Below are 26,027 nucleotides of genomic sequence, written 5' to 3' on the forward strand. Positions count from 1 at the left end.
GAATGGACAGCCATGTCGCGCAAAGACCTCGAAGCCAAGAAGCGGCACCATTACGTTGGGGCGAGGAGCTTATTGACGAATTCTATGGTGGCCTCCATATTGGGTCCTTGCCAACATATAAAGGTATCACCCCTTTTCTTTGGTTCTTCACGGATTACCGGGAAAGACGCTCTTGATCTTCATGAAAAAGAATTCGCTATCCCGGTAACCGTACGCCATCCGCTTGATGACCTTTATTCGATTGTTTATCCCTTCCAGCTGACCCGTATGCATCGGCCAGCGAACCCGGCTTACGATGCCCCGCCAGTAACCCTTCAATCGTTTGGCAAACAGGATTTAGGCCGGTATTTCGCTTTCATGCGCATGGCGCAGCCATTGCTTCCAGGCTGATCGCCAGCCCCAGGCCGTGCTCGGCGCCCAAAGCGTTTTGAGCTCAGCCTTCATCAAGTAGACCGTCATCAACGCTCGGTTGGCCGCCAGCAGATCCTCCAAACGGACCTGTTGCTCAGGCGTTTTCAGATTCTGCGGATTGCGCAGCAACAGCCATCGCGCCTGCTTGACGACCTTGCGAGCCGGCTTGTCATGACGTAGCCGGTTAGCTTCGTCGACGCGGACCCGATCAATGACCTCTCGGCCATATTTGGCCACCACATGGAAGAGGTCATAGACCACGCGCGCTTTTGGGCAGTGCTGACGCACCTCCAGGTCAAACGCCGTGTTCATGTCCATCGCCACCGCTTCGATTCGTGCGCAACCCTCTGGCCCAAGCTCTTCAAAAAAGGGCCTGACCGCCGCTCGGCTGCGGCCTTCGCCGATCCAAAGCACTCGACGCGTATCGGCATCCAACACAACACTGACGTAGCGATGTCCCTTGAATAGCGCGAATTCATCCATCACCAGGCGTCGTGGTTGCGCCTTTGGCAACTCGCTCAACGCCGCTTGCAAGGCTCGACGCTCCAACAGTCGAACGGTGTCCCAATGCAGTCCGAACATCTGAGCCACGTGCAGCGTGGGAAGGCGCTCGCAGGCTTGAATGACGGCATCGGCCAGGCGGCGCGTCATGCGCGCATAACGATCCAGCCAGCTGACGGCTTCCATACGTTTGCCACAGTCGCGGCAGCCAACCCGCCTGAGCAACACACTGAGGCGCACCGCGCGACCGAGAATCAGCAAGTCACGAACTGTACGCTCGCAATACTCATGAGTGGTTGAACAGGGCTTTTGGCAGCCACCGCAGGACGGGAATCGGGTGGCGTGGGGTGTCAGATCGATCTGAAGGGTGTCACCATCAGGTTTGATCGTGACGACAGAAAAGCCCTCCCAAAAAGGAAGGAAAGTATTAATATCGCGCATAAGAACGCCGGTTTGTTAGATGTGTTTGCTCGCACGAACATCATCAACCAAATCGGCGTTCTTGTTTCTGTGTTTCCCGGGATTCCGTGAAGAACCTTTTCTTTTGCGGTCCCCCCCCTCATCTGCTTTGGTCTTTACGAGCAAACAAGCCGCTTTGCCATTCTTGGTGATGACAAAAATGTGTCCTTTTCCGGCCAGCGCAAGGAGTCGGCGTAAGCGACGACGAGCCTGACTCTTGCTGACGGTTGTACTCATTGCCGGTGCACCTCTTAAATGCGCGAAGCGATTAACGATATCCATGCGAGCCGGATAGTTTTTGGGCAGCTTGTAGTCGTTCTCGCAACAGACTTGGTTTTCTCTGGAGGAGAGCGTCCCAGGCAAAAAATTAATCAGCGGTGAAAATGCGATCCCAATCTCGGTTAAGCAATGTACGGCAGGCTGACTCGGAACCACCAAAGCAACGCTGCGAGACTGTCTTCATACTAGCTTCAGTGGAATAGCGAATGGATTCACCGCGTTCATCAAGCAAAACCCCTCCAGCACCTCTTAACAGGGCATGGCCGGCCACCACGTCATGTGCAGAGACAGGGTAAAGTGAAACTCCACAAACCCCCTCGCCAGCGGCGACTTTCGCAAGCCTGTATGCAATCGAAGGCATCGCCACAAAGCGGCTGGGGGCACACAGTTCCTCATTGAGTTCTGGCTTGTAGACCGCGGAGGAACTAACCATCACTTGGGCCTCCCGTGACAACGCCTTGGTGGTAAGCGTTGCATTGGTTGCTTGTCCATTACGTATTAATGCACTCCTCCCTTCTGCCCAGGCAATGCAATCTGTGGAGCCCTCGATGGTGACTGGCGCGTAGACCACGCCCAACACGGGCACATGGTCACGCAACAAGCCAACCGATATAGCAGAGCCTTTAAGTCCCTTGAGAAAGTCACTTGTACCGTCATTTGGATCAACTACCCAGCACCATGGATGCCCGGTGAGGCTATATCCAGTTTCTTCCCCCCAGAAATCACAGGAAAAAAGCTTGAGTAGGCGCTGACGTAGAACCTGTTCAATTTCGACATCGACTACCGCCTTGTCCCCCTGCCCCCTTGGCCCCTCTGCTCGTTCCCATTCTGTTACAAGAAGTTGCCCAGCTTTGCAAACTACGTTGATGACTAGGGAAAGCAGCGCTGGTAGGTCAGGATTTCTCGGTTGGGAATTTCCCGACGCCCCAGCGAGCCTGACTATCGGCTCGTGCGATGAACCCAATTGCAGGGCGACATCAAGAAAACGATTCGTCGCTTTTTCGGACCTAGCGGTCATTAACCGCTGTGCCTCCGTCTCGAATTGAAACTTCATAGCCCATTTCGTTGTTTTCGCTTTGCGCCTACCCTTCATTGTCGATCCCACGCACGCGTGATGAGAAAAAACTTTGCTGTCGTGCCGATCATAACCATCTACCCCTTCCGCCATCTGTGTAAAAGAAAGGCGGCAGTTGGCTGAATTCAGCGGAACGGTGGATCACAGTGTTCCAACACAAGCGGTCATTTTGGTCACTTGGCCAAGACCGATATGGCCGTCATTAGGATCGACGACCCAACACCTGGGATGTCCCGTGAGACTGTGTCCGGTTTCCTCACCTCAGAAGTCACAAGCAAAAAGTCCTAGAAGTTGCTGGCGTAAAACGCGTTCGATTTCTATGTCTACTATGGCCTTATCGCCCTTCCCTCGTGGTCCATTCACCCTCGCCCATTCTGCAATAAGTAGCTGCCCTGCGCGGATAACGGCCTCGATAGTCTGAGTGAGTAGCATCGGAAGATCTGATTTGTACATGGGGCTCTCAATATCGGAAGAAATACTGGGATGCTTGATGAGGGCCTAGCTGTCAGCTGGGCTATTCAGATTTGTCTATGCATCCAGGGGGCATTACCTGACCACTTGTAACGGGCCGAAAATAGGCGTGTGGTGCTTCGGTCACCTTGAGGATTACGGTAATGCTAGCCGCCCGCAAGACGCCCAGTAGGTTCATGTTCTATTCCGAATTGCGAGGCGCATCAAGAAATCTATGTGCTACTTCATTAGATCTATTTGCCATCATGTGCTGAGCTTCGGCCTCAAATTGAGCCTTTAAAAACCACTTAGACGTTTTGACTTTACGTCTTCCATTCATGGCCGCCTCTCGTGAACACTGTTGGGTAAGGGGGCTTCGTCGTCGCGCTCGTCATGGCCTATCGCTGGCAGCGATGATTAGCGTGGAGGTCGATAAGTTTGAAAGCCAGAAGTATCCGTGCCCTCCTCCCGGTTTGATCTGCAAAAAGGTCTCCGTTGGGATTGAGCTACGGTACCAAAAGAGATTCGACAACTACTCAAGGGCATCCTCCTCATCAGGTAGATTTACTGCGTTAACCATTCGAGTGATGACGATAGACAACCAGGTTTGATGGGCGACAAGCTCTGGGTCAACGTCACCATCCGCATTGGACGTTTCATAGAGTGATCTCCAGCCCAGGATTTCTGCTGGGTCGACCTTAGCGTTGTCTCTGAATACAGCTTTTGAAGCAAGCCGGTAGGCGTATGTATCCAAGCAAGCGTCATCCGCCAACCTTAGCTCGACTCGGCCAACATTAAGCACATTCTCAGCGACCCAACGCGGGGAACCGTTAAGTTTTGGAGGAATTGCCAGCAGGACACCAACGATGGCCTTATCTGAATCAGGCCGATCCATTTCGTTGAACAGATCGAGCAGCTGTTGGCCGGTGAAGCATTTGACTATCTCTATGCCCTGCTCCGGCCGCGCAACGTTCGCCACCGCGACCATCAGCATGGTTGAAGGGCTGCGCTCATTACTCGTCGCAGATAACTGACGGGCGCTAATCTGAAGTGCGGGCATAAATATCTCTCAAAATGAACACTATAGATTGTAGCTCTATAGAGCTCAAAAAGGCTTCATCATTCCTTTTGTGGATTATGCAAAATGGAACTGAAGGAAGCGTTCGCCATTGCGTTACGTAACACACGGCTTCGCCGGGGCTTGACCCAAGAAGACTTTGGAATCGTCAGTAGCAGGACATATCTCAGTACGCTTGAGCGCGGCCTTAAGAACGTTACATTGGAAAAGGCATCGGAGCTGGCCGACAGAATGGGGGTGCATCCACTCACTCTCCTCCTTGAGAGCTTTTTGCTCCTCGATCCGGATACAGATTTAGACTCGCTGTTTGAACGAATTCGGCGTGAGGTCAATAAGGACCGAAACCCTTAGCTAAGCTCCAATGAAGTCAACTGCTGCTGAGCGTTATCTGGCGTCTTGTGCTGCGTCAAGTAACCTCGAGCTCCCTGAGTAAATTGAGTGTTTTGGGGGAAGTGCCCTATTCAGTACTCGGGGTATACGGAAATCTCTAGCATGGTCCCGATCGCATACAGGCTCGGTAAACGAGTGGTTTTCCGGTGACATACCCCGATTGTGGGTGTGGACCAGCCCTTCCCCCGCGGCCTGTGATATCTACAAAAGTACCGATGCGGCACAGAATCAAAATGCAAACCCTTCTGCTGTCTGAATCAGCATCTCCTCAATCAGGCGGGTGCCCTGGGTGGTGGAAAGCATCTCAATAGGGCTTTTGCCCGAAAAGCGATATTTGGACTTGGTGAGCCAGTGCTTGGCCTTTTCGTCGTCCTCGAAGAGCGTCTGGGCCATAGCCATGATGTGTGCAACACGGAACAGGCGATCGCTCTCCTCCACCGTCAATCGTTGGCCGCGCGCCAACTTCGTTTTGAGAGCCTTAAACGGAATGATTTGGTCGCGCTCTAACGGGCTTATTGCGCCAAGTTCGCAAAGGGCTTTGACACTGTCAGCCGAGAAACCCGCCTCGATCAGTTCGTGGATGGCTTGATCTGAAGCGTCCGTGGGGATGTGGAGAAGTGCTTCCAGCCGCACCCGGTAGGCACAATAGGCATTCTCGCGCAGAACTTCAGCAAACATAGGGCACCCTCTTGATTCGGCATTTGCTTTGGCCCTTTCGCGACAGGCAGCGACCGTCGATGACCAGCGGGTAATATTCGTCCAAGTACAACTCAGCACGAGCATAATGAAACGTCTCCAACGATGGAATGAGAGTCAAACGTTTATGAGCGAAAGCGAACGCTGGACAGTCAAATGCCACGAAGCCGCGGATGGAACTGGCGACGTCATCGTAGATCTGCCGCCAGAACTGCTTGCGAAATTAGGTTTAGCCCTTGGGGACAAGTAGACCATTGAGGTGGTAGATGGCGCGATTGTCCTGGAGCCGAAGCGCAATACATCGCCATTTCCATGAACTCTGCCCTACCCCGGTGCACAGCCTAAATCCCCAGCTGGTTTACTCAGAGTCCAGCGTCTTGAAAGCAGCCCGCGCGTCTGGATTTGCGGCCGATTTTAAAGGTGCAAGTTCTGCGCAACTGAATATGGCGGTTCCACCTTTTTCCGACGTATGCCTTCCAGACTAACGTTGGGCACAGGCCGGTTCCTGAGTTAAAGGTGATACTCGATGTGTTGAAGTCGTCAAAAGCGCACTTTGGTTTGCATCTATTCAGGGAGAAAGCTGCGAGTTATCTGAAGTGCTGGCCATGGCTGAGACCCTTAGCTTGTTGGCGCTGATGCGATTTTGAACCAGGCTACCGGAATTCATTGACCCACCCGAATACTCAACAAATGATGGCCTATCGGGTGGGTTTGGAGGCAGCATATGGGTCAGTCAAAATCAGTAGCTTGGGTTAAAATCGCATCAGCGCCAACAAACCTGGCCCACAGGGCTCGGCTCCAGAATTGCCTAAATGACATTGCAGCCACACGGCCGATTAGCGTGCTGGCTGGCCAACTGACTCGGACTTACATCAGCGAGGCTCTGGCGGGACGCATGAACGAGGAGCTCACTAGGCTGGAACTTAGGCACGTTGAAGCCGGAGTCAGCTCAGCCGGTGAGGTCGGGGCAGTTCGCCTGGGAATTCAGCTGTTGGAATGCCAGCTTGCCCCACACCAAGTGCTGAGCGAGGCAGAGCAGCGTATGTGTGCGCTCGCCTACTTCTTCGCTGAGCTTCACCAGTCGGGATCGACTTCCGGAATCGTTTTCGACGATCCGGTCTCAAGCCTCGACCACAGCCACCGGACGGCCGTCGCGCGACCAAATAGCCACTCACGGGCGAGCAAGCGGCTGGATTTACGCCCTGATCGCCTCAAACAGTCCTGCTATGCCGAAGATGCTCATCATTCGTTTGAGGTTGTAGGCGAGCACATGAAGGTTCATTTCGGTGCTTACCCGCGGAAGTATTTTGGTCAGGAAATGGGTGGCTCCCATCTAATATATGAGCGTTCCAAAAGGATGTTCGACGGTCTGCCGGCGGACTCTCATTTTCCCGGGATCATGTTCCAGCCGAAGCTGCATGGCATCGAGTACAGCCTCATGTTCCCAGCGCTTCACACGGCGCTCCTTACCCGTCGTACATTGCTTGTGCATTGCGCAGGACTGGCAGCCCGAGTAGTAGTAACAATGCAATAACATGCCGTCTTCCACCGACGAATGCCGCCTGGTCAGTAACTGCCCCGCAGGGCATCGATACTCTTCCGACGCAATAAGATAGATGAAATACTGCTTACCAAATCGGCCTTCGGCTTTGCTACCAGACGTGAGAGGTTTCGGTACGAAGGTGGTGATGCCAGCCTGCTCGCAGGCATGGATTTCCAGACCTTTGTAGTAGCCTCGGTCGGCCACCACCATCAGCGATTCAGCCTCGATCTCTTCACGCGCCTGGTTCGCCATATTGCTCAGTTGCCCACGGTCATTGCCAACGTTGGTCACCTCATGGGCAATGATCAGATGGTGTTTGTCGTCGACAGCTGTTTGGACGTTGTAGCCAACCGTGCCGGTGCCTCGGCCGCTCGTGGCCATTGAGCGTACATCTGGATCGGTAAGCGAGATCTGCTGGTCTGGACTGTCGTGGAGCTGCGCCTCGATGTCCTCGAGTTTCTGCATCTGTTGTTTCAGCGTTTCGATTTTTTCTTTCAGTTGCCCGATTCGCCGAATCCATCGCCGCAAGATAACGGTCAATGCTCTGCTCGATCTGTTGGATGCGCGCCTTCACTTTGCCCGTGAAGTTACGGTCGCGGTTGTTGACGGCTTTGAATTTGCTGCCGTCGATGGCTATGATCGATTGAGAGAAGAGATTGAGGTTCCGGCAAAGCACTACGAACTGGCGGCAGACGCTGCGAATGGCTTTGCCGTTGTCCTTGCGAAAGTCGGCAATGGTTTTGAAGTCCGGGGCCAAACGCCCCGTCAGCCACATCAACTCGACGTTGCGCTCGGCCTCGCGCTCTAGCCGGCGGCTGGACTGAATCCGCTTGAGATAGCCGTAAATATAGATCTTCAGCAAGACCGCGGGATGCTAGGCCGGACGCCCCGTTGCAGCAGGATCGACACCCTCAAACCCAAGTGCACCCAGGTCGAGTTCGCAATTTCCGGCAACAGTTGCCCCGGTGTGTAGCCATCACTGAAATGAAAATGCCAACCATCGCCTAGTAGCTCACAACTATTGCTGTCTATAAGACACAGGCGACCGCTGTGCTCCAGACGGCGAATGAGTGGCGAAATGAACAAGTCGCGATCACGTGGATGGGGCTGACGCGCGCGGATCCTATGACGTTCGCCGGTGATGTAGTGAGCGTTTGGGAAGAGCAAACGAGGCAGCTCCCCTTCCCTCACCCGCTCCAACAACTCCCTGGAAAACCGTGCATGCAGATGGGGCAGCACCATCGCGTGAATATCTGCTTCGCCCAAGCCCTGTTGCGCGAGAATGTTCAGTAACCCGGAGGTCGCTGGTTGACAGCGACACGTTCGAGGTGGCGGTGCCACCAGCGCGTCGCAGCCCGACAATACGAGGATATTCATTCCGCCCTGCTGCACCAGCAACCCACGATCAATGATCTAACCTATTGTTTTAGCGCTGATATTTTACTTTTTGAAGGTGGCAAAATATCCGCGTTATTGTGGATATACAAACCAAAGCACGCGGCCTCCAGTGGAGGTTTTGCGCAAGACTGCTGTGCGCGCTCGCCTTTCAACCGTAAGCACAGAAATGTCGTCGAAGAACAGGACCAAAGGGTTCGAACGCTTTGGTCTCCAATTGGAGAAAAACAGACGCAAAAGTCTCAATTCGGACTACACCTAATACCAGGCTTATCCCATGCAGTCTCAAGCGTGTGACCTGTACGCCATCCGACTCGCGCGTAAATCCCGGGTGAAAGGACGCTTCTGAGGGGAATCTCGTCAGTTTTTTCGAGGATTCGCAGCGGGAGTGATGTTATGACACAGCACCTGAGCACGTCCGGTTCGTTCACCAAATCCCCAAAGGCAATGCCCGGTAGCGCCTTACATTCCCACACTTTACTGTCGAAAGTCGCGGAACTGGGGGGGAGTCCCGAGTGGCGCTTGCGGCTGCAGATCGCAGCCACGGTGGCGCTGCTTACCGGGATGGAGTCGCCGGTGTGGGCCGTGGATTGCCCTTCGCCGGCAGTGGCCACCAATACAAACTGCACGGTGCCGGCCGGCACCACCGTGACGGCTAACGCCGTCAACCCGATCGGCCTGAACGGTAGCGGCGCCTCGGGGCAGATTATTGGTGATGGCATCACGGTCAACCTGGCAGCCGCTAACACAATAGGCGCCCTGGCACTGCAAGGGGCCGCCATTAGTTTCAATGCGAGCACAGCCACGAACACCGCCGTGGGTGCCGTCGCCAATGGACAAATCGGATTACGTGCCTCGGGCAGCGGTAGCAATATTTCGGCGACCGGCGCCACACTCGACCTGACACCCAACACCGGAACGTCCCTGAATATGCGCGGCGCGACCGCTGACAACGGCGGCGCGCTGACGCTGACGGGTAGCACGGTAGTGATCACCGGAGGCGCCAATGGCACTGGCAACTATGGCCTGGTCGCGACGGGACCGGGCAGCCAGATCAGCTTCTCCGGTGGATCGGTCAGCACCAGTTCTCGCGGGGCCTTTGGCGTGATGGCCGAGACTGGCGGCGTGGTCAATTTATCCGGTGGCGCGCAGATCAACAGCGCCGGAGCACAAAATGCCACGACACTGGCCGGCAGCCATTCACTGTATGCAACCGGCACCGGCAGCCAGATCAATGCCACTGGCATCACGGCGAGCACCTCCGGCACCAATGCCTCCGCGGCGCTGGCTGAAGCCGGTGGCAGCCTGACCTTGACCGGCAGTTCGTTTGTGAACTCGGGGGCGAGTAACAACGACAGTTTTCCAAACGCCGGTGTGCGGGCAATCAACGGTGGCAAGATCGTGATGAGCGGCAGCGGCAGCACGATAACGACCACCGGCTTGCGTGGTTTCGGGCTGTCGGTAGAAGGTGCAGGCTCGCAAGCCCAAGTGGCGGACACCACCATACGAGTCGGAGGCAGTCGTACCTTTGGGATTTCCATCAAGGCTGGCGGTGTGGCGCAAGTCAGTGATAGCAACGTCGCGCTCAACGGTGCCACCGGGCCTTTTGCGCCGGCCGTGCAGGTCGAAGGCGCAGGCTCGTCGCTGACCCTGAGCAACACCACCCTTTCCACCACGACACCCACCGTCGCCGTAGGTGTAACGGCCCGTGACGGTGCCAGCATCATTCTCAATGACAGTTCTATCACCACCACGGGACCCAACTCTGCGGCCCTGTCTGCCAGCAGCGCGACCGCGACCCCGGGTTCGGTCACGGCGAACAACGTGTCCATCGTTACTCGCGGCGATGATAACGCGATGGGCGCGATTGCCGACCTCAATGGTACCGTCACGCTCAATGGCGGCACAGTCACCACCTTTGGCAATCAGGTCCGGCAATCGTCCTTCGCCCATGGCCTTGGCGCACGCAATCCAGGCGGCACACTGATTGCCAATAGCACGGTGGTCAATACTTCCGGGCTTTCTGCCATGGGCGCCTGGTCGGACGATGGCGGTAACACCACGCTCAATGACGTGCGGATCAGTACTTCCGGCGAATTGGGTGTGGGTGTGTACGCCGTCGCCGAACAGGTCGGCTCCCGGTTCAATGCCATTACCACGACCCATCGCACCACCGTGGAAACCACCGGCCTGAACGCCTTTGGCGCCGAGGCGCAATCGCGCAACGACCAACCGGTGGATGTCGCAACGGTAACCTTGAACGATACATCGATTACCACGCGAGGCAACGGTGCCGAGGGCCTGCGGGCGGTACTGGAAAACTACGGCTCGACGCCAACCGGTCGCGGGCAAGCCGATGTGGTGGCCAACCGCACCACGGTGCTCACGCAGGGCGACAGCGCACATGGTGCCTTTTCCCGTGACAATCCCACTTCGGTGACGCTTAACCAGAGCTCGATCCAGACTACGGGCGCGGGCGCCCACGGTGCGGTGGCGGTTATCGGTGGGCGAATCATCGGTACCGACGCCACGGTGACGGCCAGCGGCGCAAACGCCATGGCGCTCTACACCCTGGGCGTCCCCGGCGCGGTTTCTACGGCCGACTTCACCCGTAGCACCCTGAACAACAGCAGTGGCCCGATCATAGGGGTGGCCGGCGATGGCAACATCAACCTGACTCATTCGACCGTCACCGGTGCCAGCGAGTGGTTGCGCGTGGGCACGCTCAGTGACTTTCCCCTGCTGGCCTCTTCGCCACCGCCTCTCACCGGACCGGCGGACTTCCCGGATGAAATTACGGGCGACTTGCCGCCCTTGCAGTCGCCCCCCATCGTAGCGCCCGCGCCACCCGTTTCGCCTGGCCTGGCCAACATCAACCTCTCCGGATCGACCGTGGTTGGCTCAGCCTTTACCGCACCGGGCAGCGTTTCCAACCTGACGCTGAGCAACAACAGCGTCTGGCGCATGACCGGCGATTCAAATGTGACGAACCTGATCAATGACCCGAGTCTGATCGATTTTTCGCCGCCGGTGGGTGGGGTGTTCAAGACCCTGACCGTCAACACCTACAGTGGCGACGGCACAATCGGGCTTCATACGTTCCTGGGAGGTGACAACTCGCCGTCCGATAAACTGGTGATCGACGGTGGTACCGCGACTGCACTGGCCGCCGGCAACACCGCGTTGCTCATTCGCAATGCCCGGGATGCCAGTGGGGTGCTCGGGCAAGGCGCCCTGACCACCGGCAACGGCATTCTGGTGGTGGATGCGCTCAATGGTGGCACCACCGCAGCCAATGCCTTCCGTCTCGGCAACCGGGCGATTGCGGGCCCCTATGAGTACACGTTGCAACGCTCGAGCGTCGATGGCTCCAACGGGGAAGCCTGGTACTTGCGTTCTACCACCGAGCCCACACCTCCACCTAATCCACCAGTTCCACCCAATCCACCAGTTCCACCCGATACCCCGCCAGGCCCTCCCTCTCCGCCTGCTCCACCGACGCCGGCGGTGCCCAACTTCCGCCCGGAAACCTCTCTCTATGGCGCGATTCCGGCCATGGCCCTGGTCTACAGCCGCGGTTTGATCGACACTTTGCATGAGCGCGTAGCCGAAGAGCGCCGCATGCCCACCGATCCTCTGCCCAAAGAACATGAAGAAACCTACGGCCCTTCGCTCGGCTGGGGGCGGATGATCTTTCGCAATGGCGAGCGCGAGAGCGGACATAACGGCCCCTTTGGCAACTCACCGGCCTACAACTACGACATGCAGGCGTTTCAGGTCGGCCTGGACCTGTATCGCGGCGAAGACACCGATGGCAGCCACGATCAGGCAGGCCTGTCCCTGGCCGTCGGCAATATTGAGGGCGGCGTTGAGCACTACACCGGATTGGGCGCTGGCAATGATGTGTTGCGCGCCTACAGCCTCGGCGGATACTGGACACACTTCGGCCCCGACGGCGGCTATTTGGACGGCGTGCTGCAAGTGCACCGCTTCGACATCGAGGCCAAGCCGGGCGATCTCGGTGAACTCGACACTCAGGGCTGGGGCTACACCGCCTCGCTGGAGACCGGTTATCCGTTCCTGATCGACGAGGGCAAGGACGAAGACAAGTTCGAAAATCTCTACCTCGAACCTCAAGCTCAGTTGATTTACTCGCGCATCAACCTCGGCAACAGCGATGACATCGCCGCCGACGTGCGCTTCAAGGATGTCGACTCGCTGATCGGTCGTCTCGGCGTGCGCCTGGCCAAAGACTGGTTTCGCGAAAACGACAAGGGCCAGACATTGCGCACCAACGGCTGGCTACGCCCCAGCGTTTGGCACGAGTTCAAGGGCCAACCAAAGACCGAGTTCTCTTCGGCCAACGGCTTCGTACCCTTCGAAGCCGATATCGGCGGGAGCTGGTGGGAGGCCAACCTGGGCGTGGATTACCAGGCAGACAAGAAAGTGACGTTTTTCATCTCTGCCGGCTATCAGAAGGCGTTCGATGGCGACAGCCACAGTTACGAGGGAATGCTGGGGGTGAAGTATGACTTCTGATTCTGCCAACGGCAGCAATGGGTCCAGGCTGTGTGAAAACGCGCTGGATACGTCGAAAACTGAGAGTCGCGAGGCTTGTCGAAGCACTGGAAAAACAAGACGAGATTTGCCCCGCTTAGGACACGCAGATGCATTCAAGCCGCGAGCGGTGATAAGAGCCTCAATTATCGAAGCGATCGAAAGACGTGTACGGATCGAAGGGTATGTAATGTGACTGGCGGTCGCGCATGACCTTGACCAGGGCGATGTCAGGGTCTAGGGAAAAAAACAACCGTCCGCGCATGGCCACCAAATGGTCCAGCAAAACTCTTTATCACCCACCACGCATTCGGGGTTACGGTCGTAGGCACTGTTGACGTTCAGACTCAGCCATTGTGTCCCCGGGATCAGATCGCCCACAAACACGACCGGCCCTCCTGGCAGCAGGATTCTCCGGCAACAGTTGCCCGGGCGTGTAGCCGTCGCTGAAATGAAAATGCCAGCCATTGCCAAGCTGTTCGCAGGCATGGCCGTCGATCAGGACCAGGCGTCCGCTATTTTCCAGACGATGCATCAGTGGCGAGATGAACAGATCCCGGTCACGAGGATGCGGTGGCCGTGCGCGCATCCAGTGACGGCGTCCGGTCACGTAGTGCGCATTGCGAAACAACAATCGCGGCATCTCCCCTTCCATGAACCGCTCACGCAACTCATCGGAAACTGGCGCATGCAGATGGGTCAACACTACCGCGTGGATATCATCTTCGCTCAAACCGTGGTGTGCCAAGCTTTCCAGCAATCCCGTCATGGCTGGCTGGCAGCGACACATTCGCGGCGAAGGGACCAGCAGCGCGCCGGCTCCAGCCAATGCCAGGATGTTTTTCCCGTCTTGCTGCACCAGCATTGCACGTGAAGCAATGTCGACCCTGTTGTCTGGGTCCGGCGTCATCCACGGTGTCCATTTCAGCCTTGGTGTATGACCGAACAGGACCCCGCCGTCCAGTTTGCGACGGGTTCCTGCCAGGGTGGAAATGGTCCGACTCACAACATGCGCTCCCGTAATACCGGCCCATCCCGCAAGGGATTGCGATCTGCCGCCTTCGAGCGACGACCGCATTCGTGCCTTGCGTCTGGGCGCCAGCTGGGACTTCATCGACAACCATGGCGGCTGCAACCTGCTCAAAGGCGAAGTTAGCCGTGGCTTGAACGTGATGGGCGCTAGCTCGGAAAGCCGCGTCAAACCTTCATGCGAAGGGGGCGAAACCGACTTCACCAAGCTGCAAGTCGATGCCCAACGTATCCAGGATCTCAGCGCCATTACCCCCGGCCTTGACCTGTACCTGGCCGTGACCGGCCAGACCAACTTCGGCAACCGCCTGCTCACCCCTGAACAGTTCGGTGTCGGTGGCAGTCAGTTCGGCCGCGGTTATGACCCATCGGAAATTACCGGCGACAAAGGCGCCGCCGGCAAAGTCGAGTTGCCGTACAACAGGCAGCACCAGGTCAAGGATTTCGTCGTACCAACCCAGTACTACGGCTATTGGGACATCGGTAAGGTCTGGAGCGAACGTCCGGCCTATACAGGCTCGGAAAGTATGTCTTTCGCTGGTGTGGATGCCCACGTGCAAGTGGCCAAGGATCTGTTCATCTCACCGGAGATAGCCTTCCCGCTGACCCGTTCGGTCAGTGCCTAAGAGCTGGAAGGCAACAACGGCAAGGAGCCTCGCCTGTACATCAACTTCCTCAAATTGTTCTAGCAACGACGTTCATCGGTCATGTGTCGCGAGGCCCATGACCGTTCGACCAGGTCTCTAGAGAGACCCTCATGAACAGTCATTTTCGTGTGGTCTGGAACAAAGCCCGGGCGCTGGTTAGAAGCCCAGCCCACAGTAGCGCTTGTCGAAGCACTGGAAGCGCAAGAAGAGAGAAACCTCATTTGGGTTATGCAGATACACAACCAGCACCTAAATAACCGCCGCACACAGTGCCGCACGACTGAAAGGGACAGCTGATCGCCAGTGGCTGCGTTCTCCCCTTTGTATTTTCGAGATAGTGATCGATGGATACCCTGCACGAAGTGCAGCAGCTTCAGTTAAACCTCGTTAAGTCGGCTTCAGTGAACGAAGACTGTGCATCGGAGTTGATGGCCATACTTTTCAAACTGCCAGCCGCCCAGGCCGAAGATGTGCTGGAAATCATCATAGGCTGTGGAACGAGGCGCAGTTATTGCGGGCGTTTTCCAGGGCCGTTACGGCCAGTCATTCCATTGTATAATTGCGCGGGTTGCTGCACCTGGATGCTTCAAAGCCAAAGGCCCTGGCTATTGGCGTCAAGCGCTGCCCTGACTTGCTCGGTATGTTCTCCACGCGCCGGTAGGCTTCCGGGCATGACCACATGACCATCAAAACGCGGTGCAGGCCGGGCCTGCAGCATGCCGTCACGCTCGAAGTAGACATCCCTGTCGACCATGTGCGGATGCCTGGAAGACTCTTGCGGACTAAGGACAGGCGCAAAGCAGACGTCTGTTCCTTCGAGCAGCTCGCACCATTGCTCACGCGTACGACCGCTGAAGATTGTCTCGAACGCTGAACGCATCTCGCCCCAAGCACTCATGTCCCATTGCCGGGCGAAGCGCGGGTCTTTGTCCAACTCCAGCTTTTGCAACAGGAGCGCGTAGAACTGCGGCTCCATCGCCCCCAGAGAAATATAGTGGCCATCGGCGCAACGGTAAGTGCCGTAGAAATGGGAACCATCATGCATGCTCTTACCCCGCTGCTCTTGTATCCCGCCGCGGGGCACCATCGACATCAATAGCTGCATCATGTGCGCCGATCCATCGACGATGGCCGCATCGACCACGGCCCCTTGGCCCGTTGTGCGCGCATTGAGGATGCCCGCCAGCAGACCGATTGCCAAATACAGTGCCCCGCCACCGATGTCGCCGATCAGCGTGATGGGCGAAGACGGCGCTTCACCTTCGGTCCCGCAGTAATACATCGCCCCCGACAGCGAGATGTAGTTGTTGTCATGACCGGCCGCCTGGGCAATCGGGCCATCTTGGCCCCAACCGGTCATGCGCCCATAGACCAGCCTGGGATTGCGCGCCAGCAGAACCTTTGGACCCAGCCCAAGGCGTTCCATTACGCCTGGCCGCATGCCCTCGATCAAGGCGTCCGCACTATCGATCAGCTTCAGAACTGTCTCGCGCCCCTCGTGCGTCTTCAGGTCGGCGACGACGGAGCGCTTGCCACGGTTCATCGCGTTTTTCGACGCGCTCTTCTCACCTGTAACAGAGGACGCTTCGACACGCTCAACGGCAATGACTTGCGCCCCCAGATCGGCCAGGTGCATGGCACAAAACGGCCCGGGACCGATGCCGCAGATTTCTACAATTTTGATATCGCCAAGCATGGCACTTTCCTTTTCTCGACTAGCTATATGGGGCCAGTCGGGGCCGGGACATTCCCGCATCCGCGCCCCCAACCCCGCCCGACCAAGTCACCCGACATTCACTGATCGAAGACAATCACCGAACGCGCCAACTCACCGCGACGCATCTCGTCGAACGCGATATTGATGTCTTCGAGTTTGATGCGCTGCGAAATCATCTCGTCGAGTTTGAGTCGACCCTGCATATAGAAGTCGGTCAGGCTCGGCAGATCGACCGGGAAACGGTTCGACCCCATGATCGACCCTTGGATGCGACGCGCTTGCAGCAGTTGGAAGGGATCGAGTTCAAGCTTGGTGCCTGGTTTCATCATGCCGATGATAGTGGCGCAACCGCCTCGTTTAAGCATGCCGAAGGCCTGCTCGGCCGTTTGCTTGAGGCCGATGCATTCGAACGAGTGATCCACGCCGCCGCGCGTCAGCTCGATGACCTGTTGGACCGTCTCGCCATGCTTTGCATTGATGACATCGGTGGCGCCAAACTGCCGGGCCAGCTCCAGCTTCGAATCGAGCATGTCGATTGCAATGATGCGACCGGCACCGGCCAGAGCTGCACCGTTGATCGCAGCTAGGCCGATGCCGCCACAACCCAGTACAGCCACGGTTTCCCCCGGACGCACTTTGGCGGTGTTGAACACGGCGCCGGTGCCCGTGGTGACGGCGCAACCGAGCAGCGCAGCACGGTCAAGTGGCATGTCACGGCGGATGGCGACCAGCGCATGTTCATGAACCAGCATCTGTTCGGCGTAGGCAGACAGGTTGGCAAATTGTGGCATGGGCTTTTGCACGTACGTCAGGCGTGGTTCGTCGCCCTTGCTGCGTCGGGTTTCCGGCGAAACGCAGAGCGACAAGTGGCCGGTGACGCAATGGGCGCAATGGCCGCAGTAGACCGACAGGCACGTGACCACATGATCACCTGGTTTGACCGTGCGTACATCCGAACCCACTTGCTCGACGATACCGGCGGCCTCGTGTCCGAGCACCACAGGAGCCGGATGCGGATACATCCCGTCGACAACATGTAGGTCAGAGTGACAAACACCCACCGCGACCGTGCGCACCAGGACCTCACGCGGACCCGGTTTGCTGATCCCGACGTTCTCAATGGTCAAAGGAGCACCCGGTGTATGGAATACGGCAGCCTTCATGATTTACCTCGATAAAAGTTATTGTTTTTGTCTTCGCTACGTAAGCGCTGTGTCTGCTTTCGCTGTGATTGAACGAGCAAATTGTTCACAAACTCCGATCGGTCAGCCCTGCCCAGAAGCCTTCGGAACCGGCGGCAATAGCCGCCTGCCCCAGCACCGAGGCCCAATGTGCATCGCTGCCAAACTCATCTCGCCAGGACCAGAGGCGTCGCGTGGCGAAATGCAGCGTGTGTTCATGGGTAAAGCCGATAGCGCCATGCACCTGATGTGCCACCGATGCGGCCAGCGTCGCAGCTTCACCGCAACACACCTTGGCCACGGCGATGTCGAACGCCAGGGTGCCGCGACTCTCCGCTGTCCCGAGAAACCATTCGCTCGCGCTGCGCAAGGCGACTTGCACGGCCATTCGCGCAGCGCCTGTAGCACCGGCCATCTGTGCCAGGTATTGCTGCAATACCTGTTGCTTGCCGATGGGCTTGCCGAACTGCGCGCGCTCGTTGGCGTACAGCACAGTTTTGTCGACGACCGCTTCAAGCGTGCCCACCAGCGTACAGGCACGCACTAGAGCACCGAGGTGCCATACCGGTTCTTGCAACCCCGCCAGCTGCAGTTGACCGATGGCCTGACTGCTGGCGTTGGCGAAAACCAGCGTATCACGCTCTTCTTCGGCCAAATTGCTGCCCGCTGTCAGGGTAATCGCCCCCTGGCGCAAATCGACCAGTGCCAGATGTGAACCATCGGCGACGACGGCCCAGCGAGAACTGCGCGCCCACGGCACATTGACGGCTCGCCCCTCAAGGCGCGCGCACTCTTCAACCAGTCGTAGATCGCCTCGGTGGCCGGTCTGAATCAGGGTAATCGGGCCTTGCGGGACTTCCATCCCGGCGTGTGCCAGTAGTGCTGCGGCGAGCATGGTTTCTGCCAGGGGCAGCGGTGCCTGCCAATAACCAATGGCGTGCAGAACCGGACTCGCGTCGAGCCAGTTGGCACCACTGCCGCCTGCGGCTTCCGGAACCAGCGCGCCGGGCAAACCATTGTCGACGACCATTTGCCACAGCGAATCGGCACGGTGACCGTCATCGAAGCGTTCGAGTAATTCACGGGTGACCTGTTTGGCGAACAGTCGCTCCACACTGTCGGCAATCATGGTTTGCATGTCTGAAGGGAGGCCATCGTCCAGCCCCTGGTGATTGATTGCTGTATTCATCGCAGTCCAAGGCCTCCGGCAATAATGCCGCGCAGAATTTCACGGGTGCCGCCACGCAGCGAAAAGGACGGCGCACTTTGAGTCAGAAAGCGCATCACCTGATCAAGGTCGGAACCGGGTTCACGCTGATCGCCGAACAGATCGTGAGCGACTTCCGGAATGGCCTGTTCGAGCAAGGCGCCCTGGTCCTTGACCACGGTTGCCGGAATGGCTGGGTTCTCTCCACGGGCGAGCATGCCGGCAACGCCCAGCGACATTTGGCGCAACGCCGCATAACGTGCCGCCAGACGACCGAGGCTTACCGTGTGCCGAGTGTCCTGCGGGTCGGCCTCATCCAGCATGGCCAGGTACAGTTGGGTGCTACTCAGGTAGCGCTCAGGACCACTGCGCTCCAACGCCAATTCTGCTGTGACCTGCTGCCAGCCATTACCCAATTGGCCAATGACAAAATCATCGGGAACGAAGACGTTTTCCAGGAACACTTCATTGAAGTCATGCTCGCCGAGCATGTTGTAGACCGGACGCACCGTTACACCAGGAGACTTGAGGTCGATCAGCAGTTGCGACAGCCCTGCACGACGATCACCCTCCTCCTTCGGACCGGTCCGCAGCAGCGTGATCATGTAATGGGCCAGGTGGGCGCCGGACGTCCAAACCTTGCTGCCGTTGACGATCCAGCCACCATCGGTTTTTTCCGCACGGGTGCGCACAGCCGCCAGGTCGGAACCAACGTCGGGTTCACTCATGCCGATCGCCAGAAGCGTTTCGCCGCGGGTGATGCCCGGAACGATCTGCGGTGCCAATACTTCGGCAGAGAATTTGATCAACAACGGGCCGCTTTGGCGTTCGGCGACCCAGTGCGCGCCCACCGGGGCACCCGCCGCCAGCAGTTCTTCCAGAACCACATAGCGCTCCAGCGCACTGCGCTCGTGTCCGCCGTAACGCTTGGGCCAGGTCATGCCCAACCAACCGCGCTCGCCCAGTTTGCGGGAGAACTCCGGAACGAGCCCGACGAGCCCCTTGGCACGCTCAGCCGGCGAATATTGCTTCAGCTCTTCGGCAAGAAAAGCGCGGACTTCAGCGCGCAGCACTTGTGTCTTGGCGTCCAGCCTACAAGGCCTGATATCGAGTGCCTGCATGGTTTCTGCTCATTAGATTTTTAGGGACAGCGACGCATGTCGCTTGTTGGCTGACCAACAAGCGAATAAGCTATCAGCATTCTTGCAAAGGGATCAAGCGCCATCGATCCCGTTCGTTTTCCCGTCCCATTCGGAGCCACTGATGACTACCCTCACCTCCTTCACACCCGGCCGCGGCTTGACCCTTGAGCTGCAAGGACACGTCGCTACACTCGAATTCAGCCGTCCACCATCAAACTTTTTCGATCAGGAACTGATCATGGATCTGCTGGCGGCATTGGCGTATCTGGACCAGTTGCCGGCATGCCGCGTCGTTATCCTGCAGGCAGAAGGCAAAACGTTCTGCGCCGGGGCTGACTTCAGTGGATTGGCTGAGAGCGGAGAAAAAATTCTCCCTCGACAGTTGTACAAGCACGCCGTACAGCTGTTCCGTACGGCCAAGCCGCTGATCGTCGTGGTAGAAGGTGCCGCCATCGGTGGAGGCCTTGGCCTGGCCTTGGTCGGTGACTACCGTGTCACCAGCGAAAAAGCCCGTTTTTCTGCCAATTTCAATCGGCTGGGCATGCACCAGGGGTTCGGCATTTCTGTTACGCTGCCGCGCGTCGTCGGCCTTCAGATGGCCTCACTGTTGATCGCCACCGGTCGTCGTATCGATGGCGCACAAGCGGTTCACATCGGCCTGGCGGATGTGCTGGCCGAGCCCGGCGAAGAGCGTCAGGCTGCTCGAGCCCTGGCTGAAGAAATCGCCATGAGTGCACCGCTTGCGGTCATGTCGAGCCGCCAGACGCTGCGTGCCGGCCTCGCCGATGCAGTGGAGGCGATCCTCGACCGCGAGGCCACCGAGCAAGAGTGGCAGGTCCTCACCAGCGATTTTGCTGAGGGCAACAAGGCGATGCGCGAGCGTCGCGTTCCTCAATTCACCGGTAATTGATCATTCGTTTATGGACACTTCCGACCAAAGCACTCCCAGCACTACCCGTAGATCCAAAGTGGAAATGCGCACCCACGCCGAACAATGCATGCTGGAGGCTGCTCGCCAGATCGTTGCGCGAAAAGGCTGGATTGGAATCACTCTGGCAGAGGTCGGTCTACAGGCCGGTTACAGCCGTGGCCTGGCAGCGCATCACTTCGGTACCAAATCGGGCCTGCTACGTGCTTTGGCCGGGTTCGTGAATACCAGGTTCATGGACGTCGTCGAGGACAAGGCGCCCAAGCGCCAGCCCGGAATGGACACTTTGCTTGGATACATCGATTCGTACTTCCTGCGCGACGATGGCGAGTGGACCAACGCCCGTGCCCTGCTGGCATTGATGGCTGAGGGCGTGACGGTTAAGTCGGAATCCGGAGCGATACTTGCCGAGTACAATCATTCGGTTCGAATGACCTTGGCCAGGCAGGTGGAAATCGGCATCGCCAACGGCGAGATCCCTGCCGATACCGACCCGCTGGCAGCCGCTACCATGATGATTGGGACGATGCGGGGCATGATGTTGCAGCTGCTGCTTGATCCATCGACAGTTGAGCCTGCGCTGTTTCACAAACAAGTGCGTCGCCAGATCAAGGTCTTGCTGACCTTGCCCGGCGACTGACTCTCGGTCATCGAAAGCGCCCACCCGCTTTCGAGGTGAGCGCTCGATCTGCAAGCCTTAGCGTTTGATCATCGCATCAATCATTTGCCGAACCTGTTCGGTGAAGGGCGGACGGGTGATGTCCGGCCCTTCCGCCGCGCGCAGAACCGGTTTCGGATGGCTGAACGTCACAAAGCCCTGACGACCGAGATAACTGCCCATGCCACTGTTGCCTACCCCGCCGAACGGCAGGCTGTCCACACTGGCGTGGAGCGCCACGTTGTTGATCGTCACCCCACCCGAGACCGTTCGCTCGAGGACAAACTGCTCCTCGGCGACATCGCTGCCAAAGTAGTACAGGCCTAGCGGCCGCGGATGAGCGTTGATGTAGGCCACCACTTCGCGCATGTGGCTGTAAGGCTTGATCGGCAGCAGCGGGCCGAAGATCTCGTCCTGCATGATCTTCAGTTCATCACCCGGATCGCACAGCAACGTCGGGATCATCTTGTGGTGAAGCTGATCACAGAAGTCTTCCTGCGCCGGATTCACCTCGATCAACTCCACGCCAGCGGCACGGGCCTCATCGAGATACCCTTGCAGGCGCTGGAAGTGGCGGTTGTTGATCACCGATGTGTAGTCGGGATTGTCCTTGAGGGTCGGATAAAGTTTGGCGACAGCCGCTTTGGCGTGGACGATGAACGCCTCCATTGACTCCTCTGGCACGAACACATGGTCCGGTGCCAGGCAGACCTGACCGGCATTGAGTAGCTTGCCGGCCATGATCTTGCTCGCAGCCGACTTGAGGTCGGCGGACCGCGACACAATGGTCGGGGACTTCCCACCCAATTCCAGTGTGACCGGCACCAGGTTCTCGGCCGCCGCACGCATCACATGCTTGCCAACGCTGCTGGCCCCCGTGAACAGCAGATGATCGAACGGCAGGCTGCAAAACGCCTGGCCGACTTCGGCGTCACCGGTGACGATGGCGATCTCATCCTCGGCAAACGTCGCGCTGAACATCCGCTGCATCAGTTCGGCACACTTGGGATTCAACTCAGATACCTTGACCATCGCCCGATTGCCGGCCGACAGCGCACTGGCAAGGCCCTGGATCACCATGCCCACCGGGAAATTCCAGGCAGTCACAATGCCCACCACCCCTAGCGGCTGGTACTGGATCCAGGCCTCGCCTCGGTCGGCGGCACGCTGTTCTGGCTGCATCCACTCGGCGATTCTGGCCCTGGTTTTCTTCAGCGACGAGAGCGGGCCCAACACGTCAATAATGCGTGTCAGGTCATGGCTGCGATGGCCGAAGTCGGCCGCCGTCGCATCAACGATTTCCTGCTGGTATTCAACCAGCATGCCGATCAGGCGATTGAACAGCTCGACGCGTTGCTCGGCGGTCCAGATATCCTTCGACAGATAGGCCGTGCGCTGCAAGGCGAGCAGCCCACGCATGCGCACCACTTCAGGTAGTTCGGTCTTGCTCATTGGAGGATGTACCTTCTCATTGTGGGTCATTGCGACCCTTCAGAGCGGCGCGAGACACTGCCCCTCGCCGCCACCGGTCAATCGACTTTTTTCATCTTGGTGGTGTCCAGGCGAACCAGGCCGAATGCCATGCCGTACTCAATGGCGCCGTCTTCGTTGACCTTGACGGACGAATACATGCCATTGAAACGTGGGTCACTGCCGGTGTGGATCTTCAGCACGGTTTTGCCCGTGTCGAGGTCCATTCCGATGTGGTAGCGATCGTTCCACTTGCTGGCGAAGTAGCCGTCAATGATCGCCATCCGGCCGCCACCGCTGATCATCGGCACGGACGAGATCGACGAGACGTCGCCGCGCATCCACAGCTGTTTCCACGAGTCGGTCTGGTGATCCCACTTCAGCATGGCGACGCCTTTGGGCCCTGGACGGGTGGCGCCGTTGAGAATGCTCACGTAGAAATGGTCACGCGCCAGGTACGGAGCATCTTTGCTGACCAGGTTGTTCACCACGAAGGCATAGTCGCCGTACGTGGACACCGATTGCTCGGACTGCACGATCTTTTTGTCCGCGCCCATGTTCACTTCCCGTTGGTCAGCGATGCGTGCCGACAACGTTCCGGGCTTCTGCTTCCAGCCAACCGGAATCGCGTCGCGCCAAAAAGCGACCATGCGCATTTTTTGCGCGCCGTCGGTAATCACCACCAACTTGTCATCATCCGGCCCGAAGCCCATCAACGTCGGCGTGGAGCCTGTGCCGTCAGCGATTTTAGGGGCCGACACGCGAATGCCGCGGTCGTAGGCGGCTTTCCAGGCACCACTGGCTTCATCGCTGTGAATTTTGCCGTTGGCGTCCACTACCAAGCGGTACATGTTCTGGTTCGACGCGACATAGACCGCACCGCCACTCACCTCATCACCATTGGCAAAAGCGTTCAGGAACAACTCGTCCTGGCCCTCGACGGTGAAGACGTCGAGCACCTCCAAGGTTTTCGGATTGAGGGTGATCACCCGGCCGCCAACGGTGTTGAGTACCAGATAGCCGTTAAAGGTCATGCCCATGCCGAAATTGAAGTCAGCCGGGAAGTCTGTCCCACGTTTAACTTTTTCGTTGTCGTACAGCGTTTCCGGCAGCACTTTGACCAGCGGAGCGGCCATGGCCGAGTCCGGGTTTTTTGCGTCGACTTGATCAACGCGGAAGATCTGCCGACCACCCGCACCAATGAACGCGTCCTCACGGGTCAACACCGAATACAGGGCACCACCGCGAAGTTGATCAGTGATGCTGGTCAGCATGCGGTTTGGCTGTACGCGCATATAGTCGAGCAGGCCCTTCTCATCCCTGGCATCAAGGAACCGCTTGACGTCCTGGGTCTGCTTCAAGCGTTCATCATCGCTGAGCTTTTGAAAACCGGGCAAATTAAGTGGCATGTCGACCCGCGCCACTTCAACCAGTTTGCCATCGACTTTCTTGTACTTGCGCAGCCCCTGGCCGGACCACCACCACGTCATGTCAACCTCACCCACCTTGTCATCGAAGTGCGGCATACCGCCGGCTTCACTCGCAAAGTAGGTCACCGATTCCGGCGTCAATTCGTACGAACCATGCGGCACCGCAATCTCGGTGCTGTCCGTCTGCGCGCTGTTCCAATGCGCCTGGTTGTTATAGGAGTTGGCCAGATAAGGGTTCATGGGCGGCGGTGCGGCCTGGGCAACCGCCGCAACGGACATGGCCGCCAAAGTCAGGCCTGCGCCCAACTTCACGAAGCTACGTGTTGTGATTGTTATGCTTCTCATTGTGGAACTCCATGGGGAATGAACACGGTGCCAGGACGCTGATTGCGCTGGAGCAACACCAACCACGCAGAGCCTACGAAGCGCCTCACGCTCCCTCCCCCCCCCATGATGAGTAGGTCCCCTGCCTTGACCTGGCTTCAAGGCAGGGCCTGGCCTGCCAGGCAAAATCCTCCCCCCCCACCGTGGGGAGGGATGCTTTGACGAGCGCCCCGGCAGCATTCCTCCAGTCCCTCGGACACATGGCTATTCCCCCTGAGCCGTTTGCCGATCTTTTACAGACACTGGAGTCCGTAATGCACATTCAACGATCCATTTTTCGCGAAGACCATGAAATGCTCCGCGAAACCGCCCGCCGCTTCTTTGAGCGTGAATGCGTTCCACGTCAGGCCCAATGGGATGAATCCGGTAAAGTCGACCGCGAGACCTGGCTGAAAGCCGGTCGCGAAGGTTTGTTGTGCACCATGATTCCCGAAGAGTACGGCGGTGGCGGCGGCGACTTCGGTCACTCGACAGTCATCAACGAGGAAATGCACCGCGCCGGAGTTTCCGGCGTCAGTTTCGGTCTGCACTCGGACATCATCGCGATGTACATCGAGCGTTTCGGCAGCGAGGAGCAAAAGCATCGCTGGCTGCCGAGTATTTGCAGGGGCGAAACCATTCTCGCCCTCGGCATGACCGAGCCGGGCAGCGGCAGCGACCTGAAAGCGGCGCGCACAACAGCGATCCGCGATGGCGATGAATACGTCATCAACGGCAGCAAGACCTTCATCAGCAATGGCCTGAACTGCGACATGGTCTTGGTCGCCTGCCGGACCGACCTGAAGGCCGGCGCCAAGGGCATCAGCCTGATCATGGTGGAAACCAGCCGCGAAGGTTTCCGTCGTGGCCGCAAACTCGACAAGGTCGGCCAACGCGCCTCCGACACCGCGGAAATGTTCTTCGACGAGGTGCGCGTGCCCGTCGGCAACCTGCTTGGCGAGGAAGGCAAAGGCTTCATCTACATGATGCAGGAGCTGCCACAGGAGCGGCTGGGTATTGCCATTTATGCCGCCATTCACTTGGAGCGTTTGCTCGACCTGACGCTGGAGTACGTCAAGGAACGCAAGGCGTTCGGCCACACGGTGTGGGACTTCCAGAACACCAAATTCAAGCTCGCCGATGCCAAGGCCGCAGCGGTCGCGGTGCGCACCATGATCGACTACTACATCAGCGAGCACATGCGTCGCAAGCTGACCGTGGAAGAAGCGGCCATCGCCAAGCTGTTCGCCACCGAGACCCTGTGGAAGCACCTGGATGACATGGTCCAGTTGCACGGCGGCTACGGCTACATGCTCGAGTATCCGATTGCCCGCGCCTTTGTCGACCTGCGCATATCACGCGTCTTCGGCGGCAGCAACGAAACCCAGCGCGATTTGATCGCTCGCAAACTGTAATCCCCC

16 protein-coding genes and 4 pseudogenes are annotated in these 26,027 nt (G+C 58.0%); 6 read left to right on the forward strand and 14 right to left on the reverse strand.

The annotated features are described in order from the left end of the window. Positions 1-147: 147 nt before the first annotated feature. From J1D76_RS00670 to J1D76_RS00690, 5 genes and pseudogenes are all read right to left on the reverse strand, one after another. Positions 148-1,353: pseudogene (locus J1D76_RS00670) on the reverse strand (ISL3 family transposase). A gap of 15 nt (positions 1,354-1,368) precedes the next feature. Beyond that, positions 1,369-1,608: a hypothetical protein gene (locus J1D76_RS00675; protein WP_421136533.1), complete on the reverse strand. Its 240-nt coding sequence runs from the start codon at positions 1,606-1,608 to the stop codon at positions 1,369-1,371. Between the two features lie 130 nt (positions 1,609-1,738). Next, entirely contained in the window at positions 1,739-2,704 is a 966-nt protein-coding gene (locus J1D76_RS00680; protein ID WP_421136534.1) for an inositol monophosphatase family protein, read from the reverse strand. Between the two features lie 216 nt (positions 2,705-2,920). Then, positions 2,921-3,178, reverse strand: a pseudogene (locus J1D76_RS00685) (inositol monophosphatase); the annotation flags it as partial. Between the two features lie 529 nt (positions 3,179-3,707). Continuing rightward, a complete protein-coding gene (locus J1D76_RS00690) occupies positions 3,708-4,235 on the reverse strand; it encodes a hypothetical protein (protein WP_421136535.1) in 528 nt (175 codons plus the stop codon). A gap of 84 nt (positions 4,236-4,319) precedes the next feature. Here J1D76_RS00690 and J1D76_RS00695 point away from each other — a divergent pair, with 84 nt between their 5' ends. Further along, positions 4,320-4,604 carry a helix-turn-helix domain-containing protein gene (locus tag J1D76_RS00695; RefSeq protein WP_421136536.1) on the forward strand — a complete coding sequence of 95 codons (285 nt, stop codon included), beginning with the start codon at positions 4,320-4,322 and terminating at the stop codon, positions 4,602-4,604. A gap of 267 nt (positions 4,605-4,871) precedes the next feature. Here J1D76_RS00695 and J1D76_RS00700 read toward each other — a convergent pair whose 3' ends face one another. Both J1D76_RS00700 and J1D76_RS00705 read right to left on the reverse strand, forming a co-directional pair. Further along, positions 4,872-5,321, reverse strand: a complete 450-nt coding sequence (locus tag J1D76_RS00700; RefSeq protein ID WP_421136537.1) for an antitoxin Xre/MbcA/ParS toxin-binding domain-containing protein — start codon at positions 5,319-5,321, stop codon at positions 4,872-4,874. Positions 5,322-6,534: 1,213 nt separating this feature from the next. Continuing rightward, positions 6,535-7,822, reverse strand: a pseudogene (locus tag J1D76_RS00705) (IS1182 family transposase); the annotation flags it as partial. 851 nt (positions 7,823-8,673) lie between these two features. Between J1D76_RS00705 and J1D76_RS00710 the strand changes: the two are divergent. Beyond that, the gene (locus tag J1D76_RS00710) at positions 8,674-12,816 is read left to right on the forward strand and encodes an autotransporter outer membrane beta-barrel domain-containing protein (protein WP_421136538.1); all 4,143 of its coding nucleotides are present in this window, start codon (positions 8,674-8,676) and stop codon (positions 12,814-12,816) included. Between the two features lie 160 nt (positions 12,817-12,976). Here the strand turns inward: J1D76_RS00710 and J1D76_RS00715 are convergent. Further along, positions 12,977-13,840 (reverse strand): annotated as a pseudogene (locus J1D76_RS00715) (MBL fold metallo-hydrolase). Here J1D76_RS00715 and J1D76_RS00720 point away from each other — a divergent pair. Further along, positions 13,827-14,489 carry a ShlB/FhaC/HecB family hemolysin secretion/activation protein gene (locus J1D76_RS00720; RefSeq protein ID WP_421136539.1) on the forward strand — a complete coding sequence of 221 codons (663 nt, stop codon included), beginning with the start codon at positions 13,827-13,829 and terminating at the stop codon, positions 14,487-14,489. The pseudogene J1D76_RS00715 and the gene J1D76_RS00720 overlap by 14 nt on opposite strands. 607 nt (positions 14,490-15,096) lie before the next feature. Here the strand turns inward: J1D76_RS00720 and J1D76_RS00725 are convergent. The 4 genes from J1D76_RS00725 to J1D76_RS00740 form a co-directional block, all read right to left on the reverse strand. Then, on the reverse strand, positions 15,097-16,206 hold the full coding sequence (locus J1D76_RS00725) for a CaiB/BaiF CoA transferase family protein (RefSeq protein ID WP_421136540.1): 1,110 nt from the start codon (positions 16,204-16,206) through the stop codon (positions 15,097-15,099). 98 nt (positions 16,207-16,304) lie between these two features. Next, a complete protein-coding gene (locus J1D76_RS00730; RefSeq protein ID WP_421136541.1) occupies positions 16,305-17,390 on the reverse strand; it encodes a Zn-dependent alcohol dehydrogenase in 1,086 nt (361 codons plus the stop codon). A gap of 85 nt (positions 17,391-17,475) precedes the next feature. After that, the gene (locus J1D76_RS00735; protein ID WP_421136542.1) at positions 17,476-18,597 is read right to left on the reverse strand and encodes an acyl-CoA dehydrogenase family protein; all 1,122 of its coding nucleotides are present in this window, start codon (positions 18,595-18,597) and stop codon (positions 17,476-17,478) included. Continuing rightward, positions 18,594-19,736 (reverse strand): acyl-CoA dehydrogenase family protein, encoded by a 1,143-nt coding sequence (locus tag J1D76_RS00740; protein WP_421136543.1) that lies wholly within the window; start codon positions 19,734-19,736, stop codon positions 18,594-18,596. The genes J1D76_RS00735 and J1D76_RS00740 overlap by 4 nt, the downstream gene beginning before the upstream one ends. A gap of 142 nt (positions 19,737-19,878) precedes the next feature. On the opposite strand from J1D76_RS00740, the gene J1D76_RS00745 reads away from it, so the two are divergent. Beyond that, positions 19,879-20,667 carry an enoyl-CoA hydratase/isomerase family protein gene (locus tag J1D76_RS00745; protein ID WP_421136544.1) on the forward strand — a complete coding sequence of 263 codons (789 nt, stop codon included), beginning with the start codon at positions 19,879-19,881 and terminating at the stop codon, positions 20,665-20,667. Between the two features lie 10 nt (positions 20,668-20,677). Next, positions 20,678-21,325 carry a TetR/AcrR family transcriptional regulator gene (locus J1D76_RS00750; RefSeq protein WP_421136545.1) on the forward strand — a complete coding sequence of 216 codons (648 nt, stop codon included), beginning with the start codon at positions 20,678-20,680 and terminating at the stop codon, positions 21,323-21,325. A gap of 57 nt (positions 21,326-21,382) precedes the next feature. Here J1D76_RS00750 and J1D76_RS00755 read toward each other — a convergent pair whose 3' ends face one another. Continuing rightward, a complete protein-coding gene (locus tag J1D76_RS00755; RefSeq protein WP_421136546.1) occupies positions 21,383-22,795 on the reverse strand; it encodes a coniferyl aldehyde dehydrogenase in 1,413 nt (470 codons plus the stop codon). Positions 22,796-22,872: 77 nt separating this feature from the next. Beyond that, positions 22,873-24,588: a hypothetical protein gene (locus J1D76_RS00760; protein ID WP_421136547.1), complete on the reverse strand. Its 1,716-nt coding sequence runs from the start codon at positions 24,586-24,588 to the stop codon at positions 22,873-22,875. Positions 24,589-24,881: 293 nt separating this feature from the next. Between J1D76_RS00760 and J1D76_RS00765 the strand changes: the two genes are divergently transcribed. Then, positions 24,882-26,021: an acyl-CoA dehydrogenase family protein gene (locus J1D76_RS00765; RefSeq protein ID WP_421136548.1), complete on the forward strand. Its 1,140-nt coding sequence runs from the start codon at positions 24,882-24,884 to the stop codon at positions 26,019-26,021. Positions 26,022-26,027 lie beyond the last annotated feature (6 nt).

Source organism: Pseudomonas sp. NFX15 (assembly GCF_049132105.1).
In the GTDB taxonomy this organism is placed as follows: domain Bacteria; phylum Pseudomonadota; class Gammaproteobacteria; order Pseudomonadales; family Pseudomonadaceae; genus Aquipseudomonas.

Excerpts from the sequence above, each read along its gene's own strand:
- J1D76_RS00675 (WP_421136533.1), bottom strand. The coding sequence starts at position 1,608 with ATGAGTACAACCGTCAGCAAGAGTCAGGCTCGTCGTCGCTTACGCCGA.
- J1D76_RS00680 (WP_421136534.1), bottom strand. The coding sequence starts at position 2,704 with ATGAAGTTTCAATTCGAGACGGAGGCACAGCGGTTAATGACCGCTAGG.
- J1D76_RS00690 (WP_421136535.1), bottom strand. The coding sequence starts at position 4,235 with ATGCCCGCACTTCAGATTAGCGCCCGTCAGTTATCTGCGACGAGTAAT.
- J1D76_RS00695 (WP_421136536.1), top strand. The coding sequence starts at position 4,320 with ATGGAACTGAAGGAAGCGTTCGCCATTGCGTTACGTAACACACGGCTT.
- J1D76_RS00700 (WP_421136537.1), bottom strand. The coding sequence starts at position 5,321 with ATGTTTGCTGAAGTTCTGCGCGAGAATGCCTATTGTGCCTACCGGGTG.
- J1D76_RS00710 (WP_421136538.1), top strand. The coding sequence starts at position 8,674 with ATGACACAGCACCTGAGCACGTCCGGTTCGTTCACCAAATCCCCAAAG.
- J1D76_RS00720 (WP_421136539.1), top strand. The coding sequence starts at position 13,827 with ATGGTCCGACTCACAACATGCGCTCCCGTAATACCGGCCCATCCCGCA.
- J1D76_RS00725 (WP_421136540.1), bottom strand. The coding sequence starts at position 16,206 with ATGCTTGGCGATATCAAAATTGTAGAAATCTGCGGCATCGGTCCCGGG.
- J1D76_RS00730 (WP_421136541.1), bottom strand. The coding sequence starts at position 17,390 with ATGAAGGCTGCCGTATTCCATACACCGGGTGCTCCTTTGACCATTGAG.
- J1D76_RS00735 (WP_421136542.1), bottom strand. The coding sequence starts at position 18,597 with ATGAATACAGCAATCAATCACCAGGGGCTGGACGATGGCCTCCCTTCA.
- J1D76_RS00740 (WP_421136543.1), bottom strand. The coding sequence starts at position 19,736 with ATGCAGGCACTCGATATCAGGCCTTGTAGGCTGGACGCCAAGACACAA.
- J1D76_RS00745 (WP_421136544.1), top strand. The coding sequence starts at position 19,879 with ATGACTACCCTCACCTCCTTCACACCCGGCCGCGGCTTGACCCTTGAG.
- J1D76_RS00750 (WP_421136545.1), top strand. The coding sequence starts at position 20,678 with ATGGACACTTCCGACCAAAGCACTCCCAGCACTACCCGTAGATCCAAA.
- J1D76_RS00755 (WP_421136546.1), bottom strand. The coding sequence starts at position 22,795 with ATGAGCAAGACCGAACTACCTGAAGTGGTGCGCATGCGTGGGCTGCTC.
- J1D76_RS00760 (WP_421136547.1), bottom strand. The coding sequence starts at position 24,588 with ATGAGAAGCATAACAATCACAACACGTAGCTTCGTGAAGTTGGGCGCA.
- J1D76_RS00765 (WP_421136548.1), top strand. The coding sequence starts at position 24,882 with ATGCACATTCAACGATCCATTTTTCGCGAAGACCATGAAATGCTCCGC.